The sequence below is a fragment of the Streptomyces sp. NPDC001549 genome (genome assembly GCF_042894025.1).
Classification (GTDB): domain Bacteria; phylum Actinomycetota; class Actinomycetes; order Streptomycetales; family Streptomycetaceae; genus Streptomyces; species Streptomyces kutzneri.
In genome coordinates, this window is sequence record NZ_JBIAVJ010000006.1 from 43063 (window position 1) to 62420 (window position 19358).

The window sequence follows — 19358 nt, forward strand, 5'->3', positions numbered from 1 at the left end:
AGGACGGAGCCCGTGGCCAGTGCTGCCAGTGCCGCGCCCAGGACCACGGCCCGCCGGGGGAGGGCGCGCGGACAGGCGGACGTTCCCTCGCCGTGCTCCGTCATGGCCGGCGCCTCGTCGGACAGTTCATGGCGACGTATCACGACACCGTGATCCATAACTCAAGATCACTTTGACGGCAGACCCTAGGGGCCCTGTCCGCTCACGATCGGGGTGCGGCCCTTTCGAGGTCGTCGACGGTGCCCGACATGACGGTCCGGATGTGTTCGGTGAGGTGGGCCGCCGGCCAGTCCCACCAGGCGATCGACAGCAGGCGGGCGATGTCGGCGCCGGTGTGGCGGGTGCGGATGAGCCGGGCCGGGTTGCCGCCCACGATGCCGTAGTCGGGGACGTCATCGACCACGACGGCACCGGAGGCGATGACGGCGCCGTGCCCGATGCGCACTCCGGGCATCACCATCGTGCCGTAGCCGAACCAGACGTCGTTGCCGACGACGGTGTCCCCCCTGGTGGGCAGGCCGGTGAGCAGGTCGAAATGCTCGGCCCAGGAGCCGCCCATGATGGGGAAGGGGAACGTGGAGGGGCCGTCCATACGGTGGTTGGCCCCGTTCATGATGAACCGGACCCCGGTGCCCAGCGCGCAGAACTTCCCGATGACCAGCCTCTCCGGCCCGTAGTGGTACAGGACGTTCCTGGTCTCGAACGCGGTCGGGTCCTCCGGGTCGTCGTAGTACGAGTACTCCCCGGCCTCGATCAGCGGTGACGTCAGCAGCGGCTTCAGCAGTACGACGCGCGGCTGGTCCGGAAACGGGTGGAGCACGGTCGGGTCCGCGGGAAGACGGTTCACGGCAGTCGCTTTCGATACGGCAATGGCCGGCCAAGGCTCCATTCTGCTCGTGCCGCACGGTGTTGCGGCGTTCCGGCGATCGTCGACGGGCTCCGTCAGGCCCCGGGTTCCGGGCCGCCGCCCCGTCGCAGGTCGGCGTCGGTGAGGGGTTCCAGATCGCCGCGGGTGTCGAGCCGGTACAGGAAGGCCACGGCGGGAAAGACCAGGACCGCGGCCACGACGGTCACGATGAGCAGCCAGTGCAGGGTGCTGGGCGCCCCCGCCGCCTCGGCCACCGTCAGCCGGCCGGGGATGAGGTACGGGCGCTGCGCCACGCCCCACGCGAGCACGGCCGAGGCCATGAGGACGACGGCCGCCGGCCGGGACCACGCCCCGGACGTGCGCAGCAGCAGCCATGCGGTGACGAGGGTGGCCAGTACGGCCAGGATGACGAGGACGAGCCCGGCGCCGTGGGTGAGGCCGTGCCACAGGTGGGGGGCGTCCTCGTGGGCGACGGTCAGCGTGACCGCGCCCAGCACGGCGAAGGCGGCGAGGGCGGCCAGCGCCCGCCGCCGGAAGTAGGCGTGCAGGTCGGGGGCTTCGTAGCGGACGGCGTCCGCGGCGAGGAACACCGCCCCGAGCAGGGCCGTGCCGACGACGGCCAGCAGGCCGAAGAAGACGGAGGTCGGGTTGAACCAGGCGTGCGCCGTCGGCTCGGTGCCCGGCCCCACGCGCCCCGAGGCGATCCCGCCCGCGGCCGCACCGAGGAAGAACGGGGTGAGGAGCGAGGAAACCGCGAACACGGCGCCGTAGACGCGCCGTCCGGCGATCCTGCGGGTCGGCTTGCGCAGCGCGAAGCCGGCGCCGCGCAGCACGATGCCGATGGCGGCGAGGGCCAGGGGCAGCCACATCGAGGAGAACACGGTCTGGAAGAACACCGGGAACCCGGTCCACATGATGACCAGGACGAAGATGAGCCAGACGTTGTTGACCTCCCAGACGGGGGCCATGGCGTGGTCGATGAGCCACCGGGGGCGCTTCCCGCGTTCCGCGCCGCCCGCCGTCAGGTCCCAGAAGCCCGCCCCGTAGTCGGTGCCGCCGGCGCAGGTGTAGGCGGCCACCGCGAGGAGCAGGACGGCGGCGACCACACCGGCGGCGGTCACGGCCTGCCGTCCTCGGTCGGTGCCGCGCCGGGGCCGTCGCCCGGAGCGGGGGCGTCGCCGGCCGCGACGGCGGAGCGGGGGCCGTAGGGGGTGTCGGTCTCCGGCGTCACCATCGCGCCCGCCTCAAGGCTTCGTTCGTCGTCCTGGCGCCATCGGGTGCGCATCTTCAGGAGCACGGCCAGGAAGGATCCGAAGATGAGGACGTACACGACGACGACCACGGCGAACATGGTCCACAAGGACCCGGAGCGGGCCCCGGTCACCGCCTCGGCGACCCGCATGTTCTCGTAGACGATCCACGGCTGGCGGCCCACCTCGGTGGTGATCCAGCCGCACTCGACGGCGATGACGCTCGCCACACCGGCGCAGGCGGCGCTGCGGTAGAACCACGGGGACGCGGGCAGCCGGCGCCGCCGCCACCAGACGAACGCGTACCAGATGACGAGCAGCAGGAGCACCGAGCCGATGCCCACCATGATGTCGAAGGTCCAGTGGATGAGGGTGGCCTGGGACACGGTGGGCCGGTCCGCCGCCGGTACGGACGACAGTCCGTGCACCTCGGTGTCGGGGCTGAAGCCGGCCAGGATGGAGTCGAGTTGGGGGATCTTGATGCCGCCGGTGACGGTCCCGTCGGGGTGCAGGCGGCCGAAGAGGTACTCCGGGACGTGCGTGTCGGTGTTCCAGACGATCTCCATCGCCGCGAACTTCACCGGCTGCTTCTGGAACACCGCCCGGGCGATCGCGTCGCCCAGCATGAACTGGACGGGAGTGAACACGGCCGCGACCGTGAACGGAACGGTGAAGCCGAGGCGGTGGTAGCGGTCGCGGCGCCCGCGCAGCCAGCCGGTGGCGTAGACACCGGCCACCACGAACCCGGCGGTGACCAGCATCGCCACGACGAAGTGCCAGTACTGCGGCCCGAACATCGGCGTGAAGATCGCCTTGCGGACGTCCACGTCCACGGGATTGCCCTCGGAGTCGAGGGAGAAGCCCCGCGGGGTGTTCATCCAGGAGTTGGCCGCCAGGATGCCGAAGGCGCCCAGCAGGGCCGTCGCCGGCAGGGGCAGTCCGAGGAGGAAGTGGGTCCGGGCGGGCAGCCGGCGCCACCCGTAGAGGTAGATCGCGATGAGGACGGCCTCCAGGAAGAAGGCCCATGCCTCGACGCCGAAGCCGATCCCGAACACATCGCCCCACCGGCCCATCAGACCCGGCCACAGCAGGCCGAACTCGAAGGACAGGACGGTGCCCGTGACGACGCCGATGGCGAACTGCACCGCCATGACCGCCGACCAGCGGCGCGCCAGCAGCAGCGCGGTCGCATCGCCGCGCCGCAGCCCGTAGCCGTGCATGATCAAGGTGATCAGCGGCAGCGCCACGCCCATGGGCACCAGGATGATGTGCGAGGCCAGGGTGAAGGCCATGAGCGAGCGGGCCGGCAGCATCTGCGGCGGCGGTGCCTCCGCCAGCAGGTGGAGCGTGGTGTGCATGCGTCCCTCCCCGGGGCCGAAGCGGACGGAGGTCAGCCGCCGGTGGCGAAGCCCGGGAAGAGCGTCATTCCGCCGTCCACGTAGAGCGTGGTGCCCACGACGTAGTCCATGAGGTCGGAGGCGAGGCCCACGGCCGCGTGGGCGATGTCCTCCGGGTCGCCGACCCGGCCGTACGGGATCAGCTTGAGCAGGTCCTGCTCGGCCTGCCGGGTGTCCCAGGCACTGCGGTTGATGGGCGTCCGGATCGCGCCGGGGGCGATCGCGTTGACGCGGATCTTCTGCGGGGCGAGTTCCTGGGCCAGGGTCTCCATCATCATCTGCACGCCGCCCTTGGAGGAGGCGTAGTTCACGTGCCCGGCCCAGGGGATGATCTGGTGCACCGAGCTCATACAGACGATCTTGCCTGCGGAGCTGGAGACCTCCGGGACGACCCCGCGCCGCAGGAACTCCTTCGTCGCCTCGCGGGCGCACAGGAACTGTCCCGTCAGGTTGACGTCGATGACCTTCTGCCACTGGGCGAGCGTCATCTCGGTGAAGGCGGAGTCCCGCTGGAGGCCGGCGTTGGCGACGAGGATGTCGATGGTCCCGAACTCCTCGACCATGCGGTCCATCATGGCCACGACCTGGCCCTCGTCGGACACGTCCGCCTCGTACGCCGCCGCGCGCACCCCGAAGGAGGCGATCTCCTCGACGACCTTCTCGGCCTCCTCCCGTCCGGCCACGTAGTTCACGACCACGTCCGCCCCGGCCCGGCCCATGCCGATCGCCGTGGCCTTCCCGATTCCGGAGTTCGCACCCGTCACCAGTGCCTTCTGGCCCCGGAGCAGGTGCGCGGGGATCACGCCCCGGGGTACGCCCTCGGTGGAACTCACGACGGACTGCCTCCTTCGCCCCGCCGCCCCGTGCCGTCGGGGTGACGGCACCCCGGCGGGTCCGACGTCACCCAATCACCGCATCCGGCGCGCGGCGGCCCGCCGCGATCCGTGTTGCGCCACCCGGTGCAGGATCTTCGCCCGGACGGCGGTGTCGCTGCCGCGGTGTCCCCGCCGCGGGGTCCCGCCGCGGGGTCCCGCCGCGGGGTCAGCCCATCCGCTCCAGGAGGTGGTCGCCGACCCGCAGGGCGTTCGCGATGGCCGTCAGCGACGGGTTCACCGCGCCGATGCTCGGGAAGAAGCTCGTGTCGACCACGTACAGGTTGTCCAGTTCGTGCGCCTTGCAGTTGAGGTCCAGGGCCGACGACGCGGGGTCGGTGCCGAACCGTACGGTGCCGGCCTGGTGCGCGGTCGCACCGATCGGCATGCCCTTGTGCAGGTAGAGGCTGTGGTCCAGCAGATGGTGCTCGTGCATGCCGAGCCGGCCCAGCATGCTCTGGAGCTTGTGCCGCAGCCGCCCCAGCCCGGCCGTGTTGTGGGACTCGTCGAGCGCGAGGTGGATCCGGCCGTCGCCGTCCAGGGTGACGCGGTTGTCGGGCAGCGGCAGGTCCTCCCCGCACAGCCAGAAGTCCACCGCGTGGTGGGCCATGACCTCGAAGGGCATGTTCGGGGTCACCGCTCCGGCCCAGCGCGGGGCCTCGCCGTGGATCTGCTCGGCGTCCGACTTGCCGAGCATCTGGATCCCGCCGAGGGGGTAGTCCCAGTCGTCCGCGCCCAGGTACCAGTCGTGCAGGGCGAGGGTCTTCTGGAACTGCGTGTCGTTCGGCTCCCTGGAGATGGCCATCAGGGCCAGGTTGTTGTGGCGCATGTAGAACCGCCCGACCACGTCCGAACCGTTCGCCAGCCCCCGCGGATGCCGGTCGTTCGCCGAAGCGAGCAGCAGCGCCGCCGAGTTGACCGCGCCGCAGGCCACGACCACGAGGTCGGCGGAGAACCGGGCCTCCTCGCCGCCGGCGAGGCGGGCGACGACCGAGCTGACCGTGCGTCCCGTCGGATCGGTCTCCAGCCGCAGTACGTGCGCGTGGGTGACCAGCTCGACGCCCGGGTGCCGCAGCGCGGGCTCCACACAGATCACCTGGGCGTCGGACTTGCCGCGTACCAGGCACGGGAAGCCGTCGACCCGGTTGCAGCGGATGCAGACGCTGGACGGGGTCGCCCGGCCGGTCGCGTCCTGGTCCAGGTCGACCCCGATGGGCAGGTGGAAGGGGTGCAGACCCTGCTTCTCCAGGTCGTCGCTCAACTGCTGGATCCGCGGCTCGTGTTCCACCGGCGGGTGGGCGTACTGGGCGCTCGCCGGACCCTCCGTGGGGTCCTCGCCGTGCCGGCCGTGCACCCGGTAGAGGTGCTCCGCCTGGGTGTAGTACGGCTCCAGGTCCTCGTAACGGACCGGCCAGGCGGGCGAGAGCCCGTCGTGGTGGCGCAGCTCCCCAAAGTCCTCGGGACGCAGCCGGAACAGCGCCGCGCCGTAGAACTTGGTGTTGCCGCCGACGTAGTAGTTGACCTCGGGAGGGAACTCGCGGCCGTGCCGGTCGAACCAGAACTCGGGCGCGCGGTACTTCCCCTTGACGAACACCGCCGTGGAATCCCAGTTGTCGCGTTCGCGGGGGAGGAAGCCACCGCGTTCGAGGATCAGCACCCGCTTCCCGGACGGGGCGAGCCGGTGGGCGAGCGTGCCGCCGCCCGCGCCCGTTCCGATGACGATGACGTCGTAGTGCGGAGCGTCGTTCAACCGGATCACCGTCCTCGGCTTGCGGTGCCGCGGCCCCGGCGGGCCTGTCGCGGCAGGGTCCCCCCTTCGAACGTATACGCCCTCCGCCGGTGCGGCACCCGGGGAGCGCGCGGTCGCACGGTGCCGGGATGCCGGGCCCGGTGCCCGTGGTCACCGACGGCGCGCGTCACAGGACGGCGATCGGGTTCACCGGGGAGCCGGTGGCCCCCGGCAGCCGCAGCGGTGCCACCGTGCACAGGAACCGCCAGCGCCCGAGCCCCGCGCACGCGTCGGCCAGTTCGTCCAGGTCCAGGTAGTCCATCAGGTGCATGCCCAGGGCGTGCACAGCCAGGACGTGCACGGGGAAGGAGACGCCGGGCACCGGGCTCGGCGCCGTGTCGTTGTTGCCGTCCGAGCCGAGGACGGCGACCTGCCGCTCGGCCAGCAGCCCCATGCACGCCGGATGCAGGCCCGCCCGGGCGTGCGCCGCGTCCCACGCGCCGGTCTCCCGGCGCCGGCGGCGGTGTCCGACCCGTACGAGCAGCAGGTCGCCCGGCCCGATCCGGACGCCCTGGGCCTCCTCGGCCGCCGTGAGGTCCTCGGCGGTCACGAAGTCTCCGGGCTCCAGCCAGGACACCCCGCGCAGCCGCGGGACGTCCAGCAGGACCCCGGGGCCGACGATCCCGTCGCGCACCAGGTCGAGGGTGATCCCGCGCGCGGCGCCCGCCGCCAGACGGCTCTCCGGGACGCCGCCGTGGAGCTCGCCGTCGAACACGACGTGACACAGTGCGTCGAGATGGCTGTGGGCGTCCCCGTGCACGTTCATGGCGAACCGGTCCAGGGCGAAATGCACCCCCGGGGTTCCGGTCTCCGACACGGTCGGCGCCGTCAGGCGGTACACGGCGGGCTGCGGATCGTCCGGCCCCGGCTGTGTCTCGATGGGAGCGGCCAGCGACACGGTACGCCCGAGGCGCACGCCGGCCGCCGCCGCGGCCACACGCTCCGGGGTCAGGTGGGCGAGGGTGCCGCGCCGGTGCTCCGGGCCGGCGGGTGCCCGCCGGCGCAGCTCGGCGTGGAGGGAGCGGAAGGCCGCCTCCGTCATGAAAGGCGAAACCGTCCGGTCGGGCGTCGGGTCGTCGTCCGTCACGCGGGTTCTCCCGGTCTGCCGAAGGCCCCGCCTCCACTGTCCGCCGCCGCAGCGTCCCGTGCATCCCGGCGGCCGCGTCGCCCGCTCGGCCGCGGCGCCCGGCATCCTCAGGAGCGGTGTCCGGCGACCGACCGGTGCGCGACGGGGAAGTCGAAGTACGTGTCGGGGAACAGCTCCGGCTTGTGCGTGAAGTGCCACCACTCCTCGGGCAGGTTGACGAACCCCTCCGCCGCCAGCGCCGACCTCAGCAGGTCCCGGTTCGCACGCTGTGCCCCCTGGACGCGCGGGTCGTCGGTGTGCGACAGCGTGTCGAAGCAGTCGAAACCCGTGCCCATGTCCACCGAGTTGTCCGGATACCGCTCCGCCCGGGGCGCGTAGCAGGGCACCGATTCCTGCCCCGGCCGCGGTCGGGGCGCCGGCAGTGCCGGCAGCCGCACCAGCGTCACGTCCATGGTGCTGCCCCGGCTGTGTCCCGACTTCTTCGCGATGTAGCCGTCCTCGAACAGCCGGGACTTGTCGACGCGCGGATAGAACTCCGTCTTCCGCCGCTCGTCGCCGAGGTCCTCGGCCCACCGTACGAAGTGGTCGACGGCCCGCTGCGGCCGGTAGCAGTCGTACACCTTGAGCGAGTAGCCCCGGCGCAGCAGGCTCATCTGGGCCCGGTGCAGGGCCTCGGCGGCCGGTCGGGTCAGGATGCAGACGGGCTGCCGGTAGCCGTCGACCGGCTCGCCGACGAAGTTGTGCGCGCGCACGTACCGCATGTCCTGCAGGATCGTCGGGTCGACCGAGCTCAGTGCCACGAACGCGCGCGGAGCCTTCGCCCCGGGTGGCGGTGCGCTCGCCCCGGCGGTGGCGGCCCCGGCCATCGTCAGAGCGGCGGCGATGGCCGTCACGGTCACGGCGAGGCGTGCCCTCATCGGCGGTAAGGACGTGGAACCGGTCATCCGAGCCTCCAGCGGCAGTGCAGTGGGGACGTGATCGGGCACCATGCTGCCCGACGCCGGGCCCGTCCCGTCCGGATCCGGCCGGGCCCACCCGAACTGCGTCCACCGCGAGGCGGACCTACGCTGATCAGGTGACCGGTTGCGCCGGAGGAGCGGTGATGCCTGCCGCCGCACCGGAAGCAGCCCGAGGGAGGTGGTGCCCCATGTCCGCACCCAGGGCGGCCGTGGCCCGCTGCGCGACCGCCGGAGCCGCCTGTTTGCTGGTCTTCGCGGGCCTGGGCCTGGGCGGGGGCACGGCCGTCGCCGATGACAACGGCATCGCCGACGAAAGCGCCCAGGCCATCGCACAGGCCTCGCGCGCGGCCATGTCCAAGGTCACCTCCATGCACATGGTGGGCAAGGTGAGCGACACCTCGGGCACCACCACCCTCGACCTCAGGTTCGACGAGCAGGGCGACTGCGTCGGCACCGTCACACCCCCCGGCAGCGCCGGCACGGCCGACATCGTCAAACGCGGCGACGACGTCTGGATGAAGCTCGACGACGCCCTGCTCAGAGCCCAGGTGCCGGGTCCCGCGGCCGAGGACGCGATCGCGCTCATCAACGGCCGCTACCTGCACGGCACTACGGACAGCGCCATGCTGAGCGATTTCGCCCAGGTCTGCGATCTGGACTTCTTCAAGGAGGAGTTCTCCTCGAAGCCGCCGAGCGAACAGCTGGTCAAGGGCTCCCGGACCACGGTCGACGGCCAACCCGCCATCACGGTCACCAGCCGGCGCGACGGCAGGACGGGCACGTACCAGGTCTCCACCCAGGACGAGCCGTACCTCCTGCAGGTGCGGGGCACCGATGAGTCCGGCCGGAAGGTGGATGCCTCCTTCTCCGACTTCGACAAGCCCGTCACGCCCCGGCCCCCGGCGCCGGCCGACTCCGTCGACCTGTCCGAGCTCCAGTAGTGGGTCAGCGCAGTTGCCGGCGGACCAGGCCGTGGAAGAGGCCGGCCGTGTCGGCGAGCAGTTCGGCGGGAGGTCCGTGCTGGACGATCCGGCCGTCCGCCATGACGATCACGCGGTCGGCGTCCATGACCGTGGAGAGCCGGTGGGCGATCACGAGGCGGGTGGCCCGCAGGGCGCGGGTGGATTCGGTGACCACACGCTGAGCCTCGTTGTCCAGCGCGCTGGTGGCCTCGTCGAGGAACAGGATGCGCGGCTTGCGGATGAGGGCCTGGGCGATCATCAGCCGCTGGCGCTGACCGCCCGAGACGGTCCCGCCGCCGTCGGACAGGATGGTGTGCATGCCCATCGGCATGGCCTCGATGTCCGCCGCCAGGCCCGCCATCGCGGCAGCCTCCCATGCCTCCTCCGGCGAGAACGTCCCGGTGCCGCGGATGCAGTCGAGGATCGAGCCGGTGAGGGGCTGGGCGTTCTGCAGTACGACGCCGCACTGGCGGCGTACGGCCGCCCGGTCGAGCGCCGCCAGGTCCTGACCGTCGTAGAGCACACTGCCCGAGACGGGCCTGTCGAAGCCGATGAGCAGCCGCAGCAGGGTCGACTTGCCGCAGCCACTGGCCCCGACGACCGCGACGAACTCGCCCGGCTCGATCCGGAGGCTGACGTCGTCGAGGACGAGCGGGCCGTCGTCGGCGTAGCGGTAGGACAGGTTCCTGGCCTCGATGGCACCGGTCAGCTCTCCCGGGAGGGTACTGGAGCGGTCCACCTCGGGGGTCTCCCGCAGGAGCGGCCTGATCTGCTCGAACATCGGCAGGACCGCGGCGGCCGAGACGAGCGCCCCGGTCACCTGCGTGACCGACGACAGCAGCATCGTCAGCGCGGTGCTGAAGGTGAGGAACTCGCTGGCGGACATGGCGCCGCGTGCCGGACCGGCCAGCAGCACGAACATCACCAGCGTGCACAGCGGCAGGTAGACGGCGCCGAGGACCGTGCTGACGTTCTGGGTCCGGCCGATGCGCTGCTGCAGGTCGCGGGTACGGGCGAACTCCCGTGCCCAGGCGGCGTACGCGAAGCTCTCGGCCGCGGCGACGCGGAGCTTGGGCAGGCCCCGCAGGGTCTGGAAGGCCTGGTTGCCCAGCCGGTGGCCGAGCGTGTTCAGCCGGCGCTCGTACCGCAGCTGCCACAGACCCAGGCCCAGGAAGAACACCGCGATGACGACCAGCATGCCCAGCGCCGCCATCGCCAGCGGCACGCTGTGGACGAGCAGCAGTACGAAGCTCACCGCACCGACCGCGCCCGCCTGCACGCAGACCGGGCCGATGCCGGACAGCACGCGGCGGATGGCGCTGATGCCCATCGCCGCGCCGGCCAGCTCGCCCGTGGAGCGACCGGCGAAGAACGTCGCCGGCAGCCGCAGCAGCCGGTCCCACACGGCCGGCTGCAAGGTGGCCTCGATGCGGCCCTCCATGCGCAGGAGGGAGGTGTTCTGCAGCAGCATGAAGACGGCCGCGACCACGGCGGTCGCGACCAGCGCCAGCCCGGTCTGCACGATGAGACCGGTCTCGCCCTGCGGGACGTACCGGCCCAGGACCTGGCCGGTGGCGACCGGCACCAGTGCCCCCAGCACCACCGCGACCAGCCCGCCCAGCATCAGGCTGCGCAGCTCGGGGAGGGTGCCGCGCAGGCTGAAGCGGAGCAGCGCGGGCAGGCGCACCCGCCCCTCGGGCAGGGGGCGGTACAGCATGACGGCGCGCGGTTCGAAGGCGGCCTGGTTGGCTCTCCTGACGCGTTCGCGCCTGCCGGTGGCGGGTTCGACCGCCTCGTAGCCACCGCGCCGCCACAGCAGGGCGACCGGCATGCCGTCCTTCTCGCGCCGGCCCACCAGCGGCCCGCTGTTCTCCCGCCACCAGCGCCCGCCGAGACCGACCACGCGGGTGCGGATCCGCGAGGCGAGCGCGACGCGTTCGACGGGATCCAGCTGCTCGGACGTGGTGGCTGCCCCGCCCGGTGGGGACAGGGAGAGGCCGGCCGCGCCGGCGACGACGCGGCACGCCGCGAAGGTCGCGTCGACGTCCGCGCTCCGGTGGCGATCGCGGCCGCCGGCGCGGACGATGGACGCCAGCAGCGTCCGGTCCGCCTGGGTACGGGCCGCCCGGCCCGCCTCGATCCCGGCGGCCGTGCGGTCCTCGTGGGCGCGCTCCAGCTCTTCGATCCAGCCGTCCAGGGCGTACAGCAGCCGGTACTGCTGGTCGACCATGCCCTGCCACATCGCCGCGTCGACGAGGAGGGTGCCGACCGGCTCCGTCTCGTACACGGCGCCGTACCGCACGCTGCCGGGGGTGATCCGCATCCACAGGATGTCGTCGTCGGCTCCGCCGTGCCCGGTGGTGGCGGTGCCGTCCAGCGGTGCCTCGTAGAGCACGCGCAGACCGCGGCCGATGCCGCGCGCGAAGGCGTCCTCCAGCGGGCTCGGCCCTCCGGCGGCAGCGGCGCCGTACGGCCCTTCGCCGGCGTACTGCGGGTGCTGCGGGTGCTGTGAGTGCGGCGGGAACGGCGCGTGCTCCGAGCGGTACAGCTCCCGCAGTCCGATACGGCGCAGCCGGCACCCGGGCAGGGGCCGGCCGACCAGGGTGTGGTCGGGGCCCTCGGCGGGCCCGAGCAACAGCGTGCCCGGCTCCAGCCGGCCCAGGAAGTGCCACTGCCCGCCCTGCGCGGCGTCCACCGCGAACAGGTCCAGCTCGCCCTGGACGACCAGCCACAGGACGAGCGGACCTTCCAGGGACAGGCTGCGCAGCCCCGTGCAGTCCACCGGCGAGCCCAGCGCGCCCAGGGCCGCGACGACCGGATCCGGAGCTCCCACCGGCGTACCGGTGGTGACAGCGGCAGTGTCACGGTCCGCGTACGTCACCTCAGTGCTCCTTGACCAGTGCGGCGTACGGGCCCTGCGCGCCGACCAGGTGTTCGTGGCGCCCGCGTTCCACGACCGTGCCCCGGTCGAGCACGACGATCTCGTCGCTGTCGCGCACCGTGCTCAGCCGGTGGGCGATGACCACACAGGCACAGCCACGGCGGCGCAGGTTGTCGATGATGATCTGCTCGGTCACCGCGTCCAGGGCGCTGGTCACTTCGTCGAGCACCATGACGCTGGGGCGGCGCACCAGCGCCCGTGCGATCTCCAGGCGCTGGCGCTGGCCGCCGGAGAAGTTGCGGCCGTCCTGCTCGACGCGGCTGTGGATGCCGCCGGGGCGGCGGGCCACCACGTCGTGCACGGCGGCGTCCTGGAGGGCGGCGACGACGGCCTCGTCCGCGATGGAGGGGTCCCACAGCGTGACGTTGTCGCGGACGGTGCCTTCGAAGAGGAAGACGTCCTGGTCGACGAAGGAGACGGACGCGGCCAGCGCGCCGCGCGGGATGTCCTCCAGGCGCATCCCGTCGATGCGGATGGCCCCGGCCCAGGGGGCGTGGAGACCCGAGACCAGCCGGGAGACGGTGGACTTGCCGCTGCCGGAGCCCCCGACGAGCGCGACCTGCTGCCCGGGCCCGACCGTCAGCGAGAAGTCCTTGAGCAGCGGGGCGTCCAGCGGGTTGTAGCCGAAGGTGATGCGGTCCAGCTCCACATGGCCCTTGAGGCGTCGGGTGGAGGCCGCGGGCTCGCGCCGTGAGTAGACCCGGTCGACCGGAAAGTTCTCGACGTCGCCCAGGCGGGCGACGTCGGCCGCGAAGTCCTGGATCCGGCCGGCGACGCCGCCCAGCCGGGAGATCGGCGCGGTGAAGCTGGTCACCAGGGCCTGGAAGGCGACGAGCAGGCCCACGGTGAGATGGCCCTCCACCGCGCGCAGGCCGCCGATCGTCAGGATCAGCGCGCTGTTGAACGCCGCGAGCGTGGGCGCGACGATCGCCAGCCACGCGCTGGGCACGCCGAGCCGCTGCTGCACGTCGAGGGTGACCGCGTGCTGTCCGGCCCAGCGGCGGAAGAAGCCGTTCTCGCCGCCCGTCGCCTTCATCGTCTCGATGAGCTGCAGACCGCTGTACGCGGTGTTGGTCAGCCGGGCGCTCTCGGCGCGCAGCTTCCGGGTACCGGTGGCCCTCAGCCGGATCGCGATCCGCAGGGCGACCACGTTGAGCAGCGCCACGGCCACCCCGACGAGGGTGAGCTGCGGATCGTACGTCCACAGCAGCACCGCGTAGAGCACGACCACCACGGCGTCCACCCCCGCGGCGGACAGGTCCCGGGCGAGGGTCTCGGCGACCGCGTCGTTGGACTGCAGACGCTGGACCAGGTCGGCCGGGTTGCGCTGGGAGTAGAAGGTGACCGGAAGCCTGAGCAGGTGCCGGAAGAAGCGGGCACTGCTCAGGGTCGAGGCGATGATGCGCCCGCGCAGCAGATTGGCCTGCAGCAGCGCGGTGAGGGCCGCGGTGAGGACGAGGGTGACGGCCATCGAGGCGAACAGCACACCGAGCAGGGACGTCTGCTCGCCGATGAGGAACATGTCGATGTACGTACGGCTCAAGGCCGGCACCGCCGCGCCGACGGCGACCAGGAGGAGGCTGGCGGCCACGGCGGCGGCCATGGTGCCCGAGGTGCCCCGCAGGCGGGCGGGCACGGCCCCCAGGACGCCCCGTCCGCGGCCACCGCGGCGGAACCCGTCGCCCGGCTCGAAGGTGAGGACGACCCCGGTGAAGCTGGTGTCGAACTCGTCCATGGGGACGAACCGGCGGCCCTTGGCGGGGTCGTTGACGTACACGCCCGTGCGTCCGAGCCGCCGGGCCGTGCCCTCGTAGACGACGTAGTGGTTGAACTCCCAGAAGAGGACGGCCGGGGCGCTCACTTCGGCGAGCGCGGCCAGGTCCATCTGCATGCCCTTGGCCGTCAGCCCGTACCCACGGGCGGCCTTGAGGAGGCTGCTGGCGCGGGAGCCGTCGCGGGAGACACCGCACGCGATGCGCAGTTCTTCGAGCGGGACGAAGCGGCCGTGGTGGCCGAGCACCATGGCCAGGGCGGCGGCGCCGCACTCCACCGCCTCCATCTGCAGGACGGTGGGGGTGCGTACGGGGCGGGGCGTCCTGCCCCTCGGTACGGACGCGGGTGCGGGTGCGGGTCGGCGCACGGGCCTGCGGCGGGAGCGGCCCTTCGGCTCGGGGCGGTGGCGCCGGCGCCCGGCGGGAGGAAGGTGCGGCGCGGTCACGGCAGCAGCCAGTCGACCGGGCGCTGCGCGGCGAGGTGGACGGCTCCGGTGACGGGCGTCCTCGAATCGACGGCGTACGGGGGCCCGTCCGCGGAGGACCACCCGTAGCCGGACGGGGTGGAGGAGGAGCGTTCGAGCCGGACGACGACGGCCACCGGGCTGCCGTGCCGGGAGAACTGTTCGGCGAGCCCGCTGTCGCCGAGGAAGCCGCCGATCTGCGCCCGCGTCTGGGGCGCGCGGCCGACCGCCGTGACGCGCCCGCGCAGCATGCCGAACCGCTGCTGCGGGACGGACTGGACGCTCAGGTCGACCGGGGCGCCCACGGCGATCGCCGAACCGCTGCCGCCCGGTACGTACAGCACGGCCACCAGCGGGTCCTCCGGATCCTTCGCACGTTCCAGGGTGGCCACGTCCGCACCCGTGGCGACGACCGAACCCACCTTGGCCACCAGTGTCGTCAACCGGCCGCCGGTCACCACGCGCACGGGCCGTTCCCCCTGCTCCGTACGGACGTTGAGCAGGGGCGCACCGGCGGCCAGCAACTGGCCCTCCTCGGCGAGGACTCCGGTCACCTGGCCCGCGACCGGCGTCTGCAGCACGTAACTGCCCTCGGCCCGGGTGAGGATGCCCGGTGCGCTCAGCTTGGACGACACGGTGCCGGTGAAGGCCCAGTAGGCCGCGACCGCCATGACGGCGACCGTGACGGCCAGGACGAGCCGCCCCTGCGGGCGGGCAAAGCGAACCGGCAGGTCCAATTCCTCGGGCGATTGCAGCTTGGAAAGTGCCTTTTGGCGAAACTGCACGGACTGTTCCTTCGACTGCATTCGTATCGTCGAGCGGACATACGGGCGGACATACGGGCGGCCGTGAACCCCGGAGCCGTGGGGGATGATCCGGGGTTCACGGGGTATTTCCGATCAGAGACCGGCGCGACCGGAGTTCACCGAAACACCGGTGATGTCCGTGACGAGACCGGGGACGTGGGACACGATGCCCGTCGCGGCCTGGACGGTGTGGAGGGAGCCCACGACGCCGACGACATTGCTGACATCGCTGGTCACGGCGCCGGCCAGGCCGCCGGACACGCTGATGATGCCGCCGGACACGGCGTCCAGCTCGGTGTCGTCGATCTCGCGGGTCTCCAGGTCGTTACGCATGGCGCGCACCTTTCATTGGGGGGAGGAATTCATCGCCGCGCGGTCGGCGGAAATACTCGGCCGCCGTTCCTGACTGCTGCGATGCGCACGATGAAAGCACGCGAACGCGCCCTCCACCCAATCCCGCTGACTTCCCGTCAAGAGCGAACGGCCGCCTCTGCCGACGGACGTGCAGCTTGATTCACCGAATGGTGGCGACTTCTTCACAGGATCGAGTAACAGATAGGGGAGGTGTGCTGCCGGCACGGAACCGAACGGGATGAATCGTCACTGAAGGGACGGGACATAGCCTGACAAATTGCCCTGCGGGGGAGGTCTGCTGTCGAGTTCGCGGACGCCCTGTGCAGGTTTCCTGAGGGTGCACGGGGTGACGGGCCCCTCACACCCGGTCGCCGGGCGCCCATGGGCCGGACTGCCCATGGGCGCAGGGTGCCGCGGCCCGGCCCCGCCCCCCCCGTGCGGCTGGAACGGCTACTGCCAGTCGTCCCAGGGCGGCGGAGCCATCTCGTCCAGGTCGAAGGGCGGCTCGTCGTCGTCCGGCGCCGACGCCGCGGGCCGTGCCGCGGGCGGTGCCGCCGGGTGAGCCGGAGCGGCGGACCCGGCCGGCGGTGCGGTGGCGGGAGCCGAGACCGAGGCCGTGGCCCCGCACTCCGCCAGGGTGTCGAGGACACCCTCGGCGTACTTGGCGAGCTTGGCCTCGCCGATGCCGCCGATGGTGCCCAGCTCCTCCGCCGACGCGGGCAGCCGCGTCGCGATCTCCCGCAGCGTCGCGTCGTGGAAGACGACGTACGCCGGTACGCCCTGCTCCTTGGCCGTCTCGGCCCGCCAGGCGCGCAGGGCCAGGAAGACCGGCTCGGCCGCGGCCGGCAGGTCGACCGGTACGCGGGCGCCCTTGCCCGAGCGCGATCCGGACTCCTTGCGGGCGGGGCCGGTGGGCGCCTTCTCCTTCCGCATCGGGACGCTGCGGCGTCCGCCCAGCACCTCGCCGCTGTCCTCGGTCAGCACCAGCGTCCCGTACTCGCCCTCCACCGCCAGCAGCCGCTGCGCCAGCAGCTGGCGTACGACCCCCCGCCACTCCGCGGTGCCCAGGTCCGCCCCGACGCCGAACACCGAGAGCGCGTCGTGGTCGAACTGGATGACCTTGGCCGTCTTCTTGCCCTGGAGGATGTCGATGATCTGGCCGGCGCCGAACTTCTGCCGCCGTTCGTTCGCCAGCCGCCACACGGTCGACAGCAGCTTCTGCGAGGCGACCGTCGCGTCCCAGGACTCGGCCGGCGCCAGACACGTGTCGCAGTTGCCGCACGGTGTGCCCGGCTGACCGAAGTACGCCAGCAGCCGCACCCGGCGGCAGTCGACCGTTTCGCACAGCGCCAGCATGGCGTCCAGGTGCATCCCCAGGGAGCGGCGGTGCGTCTCGTCGCCGTCGGACCCGTCGATGAGCTTGCGCTGCTGCACCACGTCCTGCAGGCCGTACGCCAGCCACGCCGTGGCCGGCTCGCCGTCGCGCCCCGCCCTGCCGGTCTCCTGGTAGTAGCCCTCGACCGACTTCGGGAGGTCGAGGTGGGCCACGAAGCGCACGTCCGGCTTGTCGATGCCCATGCCGAAGGCGATCGTGGCCACCACCACGACCCCGTCCTCCCGCAGGAAGCGCGCCTGGTTCGCCGCGCGCGTCCGGGCGTCCATGCCCGCGTGGTACGCCACGGCGTCGATGCCCTGCTCCACCAGGAAGGCCGCGGTCTTCTCCACGGAGGCCCGGGAGAGGCAGTAGACGACTCCGGCGTCACCGGTGTGCTCGCTGCGGATCAGCTCCAGCACCTGCTTGAGCGGGTTGTTCTTCGGGGCGATCCGGTACTGGATGTTCGGGCGGTCGAAGCTGGCGACGAAGTGCCGGGCCTCCTCCAGGCCGAGCCGCGCCACGATCTCGGCGTGGGTGGCCGCGGTGGCCGTCGCGGTCAGCGCGATCCGCGGCACCTTCGGCCAGCGCTCGTGCAGCATCGACAGCGCGAGGTAGTCGGGCCGGAAGTCGTGACCCCACTGGGCGACGCAGTGCGCCTCGTCGATCGCGAAGAGCGAGACCGTCCCCCGGTCGAGCAGCCGCTGGGTGCTCTCGGTGCGCAGGCGCTCGGGAGCCAGGTAGAGCAGGTCCAGCTCGCCGCCGAGGAACGCCTGCTCCACGGCCTGCCGCTCGTACGGGTCCTGCGTCGAGTTGAGGAATCCGGCCCGCACCCCGAGGGCGGTCAGCGCGTTCACCTGGTCCTGCATCAGCGCGATGAGCGGCGAGATGACGATGCCCGTGCCTTCTCTGACCAGCGCCGGGATCTGGTAGCAGAGCGACTTGCCGCCGCCGGTCGGCATCAGCACGAGGGCGTCGCCGCCGCCGACGACCTGCCCGATGATCTCCTGCTGCTCACCGCGGAAGGAGCTGTAGCCGAACACGCGGTGCAGTACCTGCAGAGCGTCGGAGGTCTCGGAGGTCTCGGGGGAAGCGTCGGGGAGTGCCATCCATGAAGCCTATCGACACTCACCGACACCGGATCCCGTCCGCCCGGACCCGGACCCGGACCCGGAAATAGGCAGGGCCCCGCCCGGCGACGCCGAGTAACATCCCGGGATGGCGAAGACGATCAAGATGCTGAGCCCGGAACCCGGGCGGACCGACACCGCGGGCCTGCGCGTGTTCGACGCGGACGCCCTCGCGAGGTGCACGGCCGACACGGCCCAGCCGTGGTGGCGCCGCCGGGCCTGCGCGGAGGCGTTGGCCGGACGGGTTCCGGAGCGGCGCGTGCCCGAGTTGATCGCCTGTGTCCAGGACACCGGTGACGTGAGCGAAGTGCGCATCGCGCTGCTGACCCTGCTCGCGGACCGCCCCGAGCTGCTGCCCTGGCTGCGGCACGAGGACCGGGACCAGGACAGTGCGTACGGCATGGCCGGGGCGGTCCTGGGGGCCCGCGGCGCGCTCGGCGACCTCACGGCGGCGGGCGCCCTGGCGACCCTCGCCTTCAGTCCGTGGCGCCACCACCGGGAGGCCGGTGAGGCGGGGCTGGACGCACTGGCCGCGCGGTACGGGTTCGAGGCGGTGCCGGCCGAACTCGGCGAGGCCCGGCCCGAGGACCGCTCCACCGCCATCCGCATGCGGGAGCGTGCCGGCGAGGACGTCACCGATGCGCTCGCGGACCCCGACCGGGCGGTCGCGTACCGCGCGCAGGCGCTCCTGACCGACCCCGGGCGGCTGCGCGGCTATCTCGCCGGGGCGCCGACCGAGGAGGCGAAGCTGTGGGCCGCGTACGCGCTGCACCGGCTGACCGATGACACCGCCGAGACCCGGCGGCTGTACGAGGAGCTGGGGCGGCCCCGCGTCGAGGTGGCCGGCCTGGACGAGGAACTGCGCACGGCGATCGTCCACGAGTACGGGCAGTGGGCCGAGGAGCGGAGCGATCCGCGGTGGCGGATCGAGGCCGTGTGCACGCAGCCGCCGCCCGCTTCCGACCCGGCCGAGCGGCTGCAGCGGGCCATGGCCGCCCTCACCGCCGCGGGCCTCGCGCCGAAGCCGCCGGTCTCCTGCGGAGAGGACAACCATCAGGGGGACGGTACGTACCACGTGATCGGCTACGGCGAGAGCGACGGCAGGGTGTCCATCAGCACGCTCGGCCGGTTCGCCACCGATGACGACGACGACCCGGACGTGCGCCGTGCCCTCGAATCCGCCGGCTTCCGCTGGATCGACCAGGCCGTCGGCTCCATCCAGGTCACCGACCTCGGGGTGTACTACTTCGGCAGCCGCGACCCGTTGAACGTCGGCACCCTGCTCTTCTACTGGCAGGACTAGCCCGTTACGCGCCCTGCCGTCGCGGTTGCGTT

14 protein-coding genes are annotated in these 19358 nt (G+C 72.3%); 2 read left to right on the forward strand and 12 right to left on the reverse strand.

Annotated features, from left to right (window positions below; translation table 11 throughout):
- Positions 1–202: 202 nt before the first annotated feature.
- From ACFY04_RS12450 to ACFY04_RS12480, 7 genes are all read right to left on the reverse strand, one after another.
- Positions 203–847: a CatB-related O-acetyltransferase gene (locus ACFY04_RS12450; RefSeq protein ID WP_389116106.1), complete on the reverse strand. Its 645-nt coding sequence runs from the start codon at positions 845–847 to the stop codon at positions 203–205.
- A 95-nt stretch (positions 848–942) separates the two neighbouring features.
- The gene (locus ACFY04_RS12455) at positions 943–1989 is read right to left on the reverse strand and encodes a cytochrome d ubiquinol oxidase subunit II (protein ID WP_389116108.1); all 1047 of its coding nucleotides are present in this window, start codon (positions 1987–1989) and stop codon (positions 943–945) included.
- Positions 1986–3476 carry a cytochrome ubiquinol oxidase subunit I gene (locus tag ACFY04_RS12460; protein WP_389116109.1) on the reverse strand — a complete coding sequence of 497 codons (1491 nt, stop codon included), beginning with the start codon at positions 3474–3476 and terminating at the stop codon, positions 1986–1988. The genes ACFY04_RS12455 and ACFY04_RS12460 overlap by 4 nt, the downstream gene beginning before the upstream one ends.
- Positions 3477–3508: 32 nt before the next feature.
- Positions 3509–4303 (reverse strand): SDR family oxidoreductase, encoded by a 795-nt coding sequence (locus ACFY04_RS12465; RefSeq protein ID WP_389116529.1) that lies wholly within the window; start codon positions 4301–4303, stop codon positions 3509–3511.
- Positions 4304–4556: 253 nt separating this feature from the next.
- Complete coding sequence (locus ACFY04_RS12470) at positions 4557–6137, reverse strand: GMC oxidoreductase (RefSeq protein WP_389116111.1); 1581 nt, start codon at positions 6135–6137, stop codon at positions 4557–4559.
- A 166-nt stretch (positions 6138–6303) separates the two neighbouring features.
- Positions 6304–7218, reverse strand: a complete 915-nt coding sequence (locus ACFY04_RS12475) for a cyclase family protein (RefSeq protein ID WP_389116531.1) — start codon at positions 7216–7218, stop codon at positions 6304–6306.
- A 152-nt stretch (positions 7219–7370) separates the two neighbouring features.
- Positions 7371–8180, reverse strand: coding sequence for a M15 family metallopeptidase (locus ACFY04_RS12480; RefSeq protein ID WP_389116533.1), 810 nt, complete (start codon positions 8178–8180; stop codon positions 7371–7373).
- A gap of 230 nt (positions 8181–8410) precedes the next feature.
- Between ACFY04_RS12480 and ACFY04_RS12485 the strand changes: the two genes are divergently transcribed.
- Complete coding sequence (locus ACFY04_RS12485) at positions 8411–9163, forward strand: hypothetical protein (RefSeq protein WP_389116114.1); 753 nt, start codon at positions 8411–8413, stop codon at positions 9161–9163.
- 4 nt (positions 9164–9167) lie between these two features.
- Here the strand turns inward: ACFY04_RS12485 and ACFY04_RS12490 are convergent, their stop codons facing one another.
- The 5 genes from ACFY04_RS12490 to recQ form a co-directional block, all read right to left on the reverse strand.
- Positions 9168–12065 carry an NHLP bacteriocin export ABC transporter permease/ATPase subunit gene (locus ACFY04_RS12490; RefSeq protein WP_389116116.1) on the reverse strand — a complete coding sequence of 966 codons (2898 nt, stop codon included), beginning with the start codon at positions 12063–12065 and terminating at the stop codon, positions 9168–9170.
- 1 nt (position 12066) lies between these two features.
- A complete protein-coding gene (locus ACFY04_RS12495; RefSeq protein ID WP_389116117.1) occupies positions 12067–14343 on the reverse strand; it encodes an NHLP family bacteriocin export ABC transporter peptidase/permease/ATPase subunit in 2277 nt (758 codons plus the stop codon).
- Complete coding sequence (locus ACFY04_RS12500; RefSeq protein ID WP_389116120.1) at positions 14340–15146, reverse strand: hypothetical protein; 807 nt, start codon at positions 15144–15146, stop codon at positions 14340–14342. Before ACFY04_RS12500 ends, ACFY04_RS12495 begins: the two co-directional genes overlap by 4 nt.
- Positions 15147–15260: 114 nt before the next feature.
- Positions 15261–15500, reverse strand: a complete 240-nt coding sequence (locus ACFY04_RS12505; RefSeq protein WP_389116121.1) for a hypothetical protein — start codon at positions 15498–15500, stop codon at positions 15261–15263.
- Positions 15501–15971: 471 nt separating this feature from the next.
- Entirely contained in the window at positions 15972–18002 is a 2031-nt protein-coding gene (recQ, locus tag ACFY04_RS12510; RefSeq protein WP_389116122.1) for a DNA helicase RecQ, read from the reverse strand.
- Between the two features lie 109 nt (positions 18003–18111).
- Here recQ and ACFY04_RS12515 point away from each other — a divergent pair, with 109 nt between their 5' ends.
- Entirely contained in the window at positions 18112–19326 is a 1215-nt protein-coding gene (locus tag ACFY04_RS12515; protein WP_389116123.1) for a hypothetical protein, read from the forward strand.
- Positions 19327–19358: the final 32 nt, after the last annotated feature.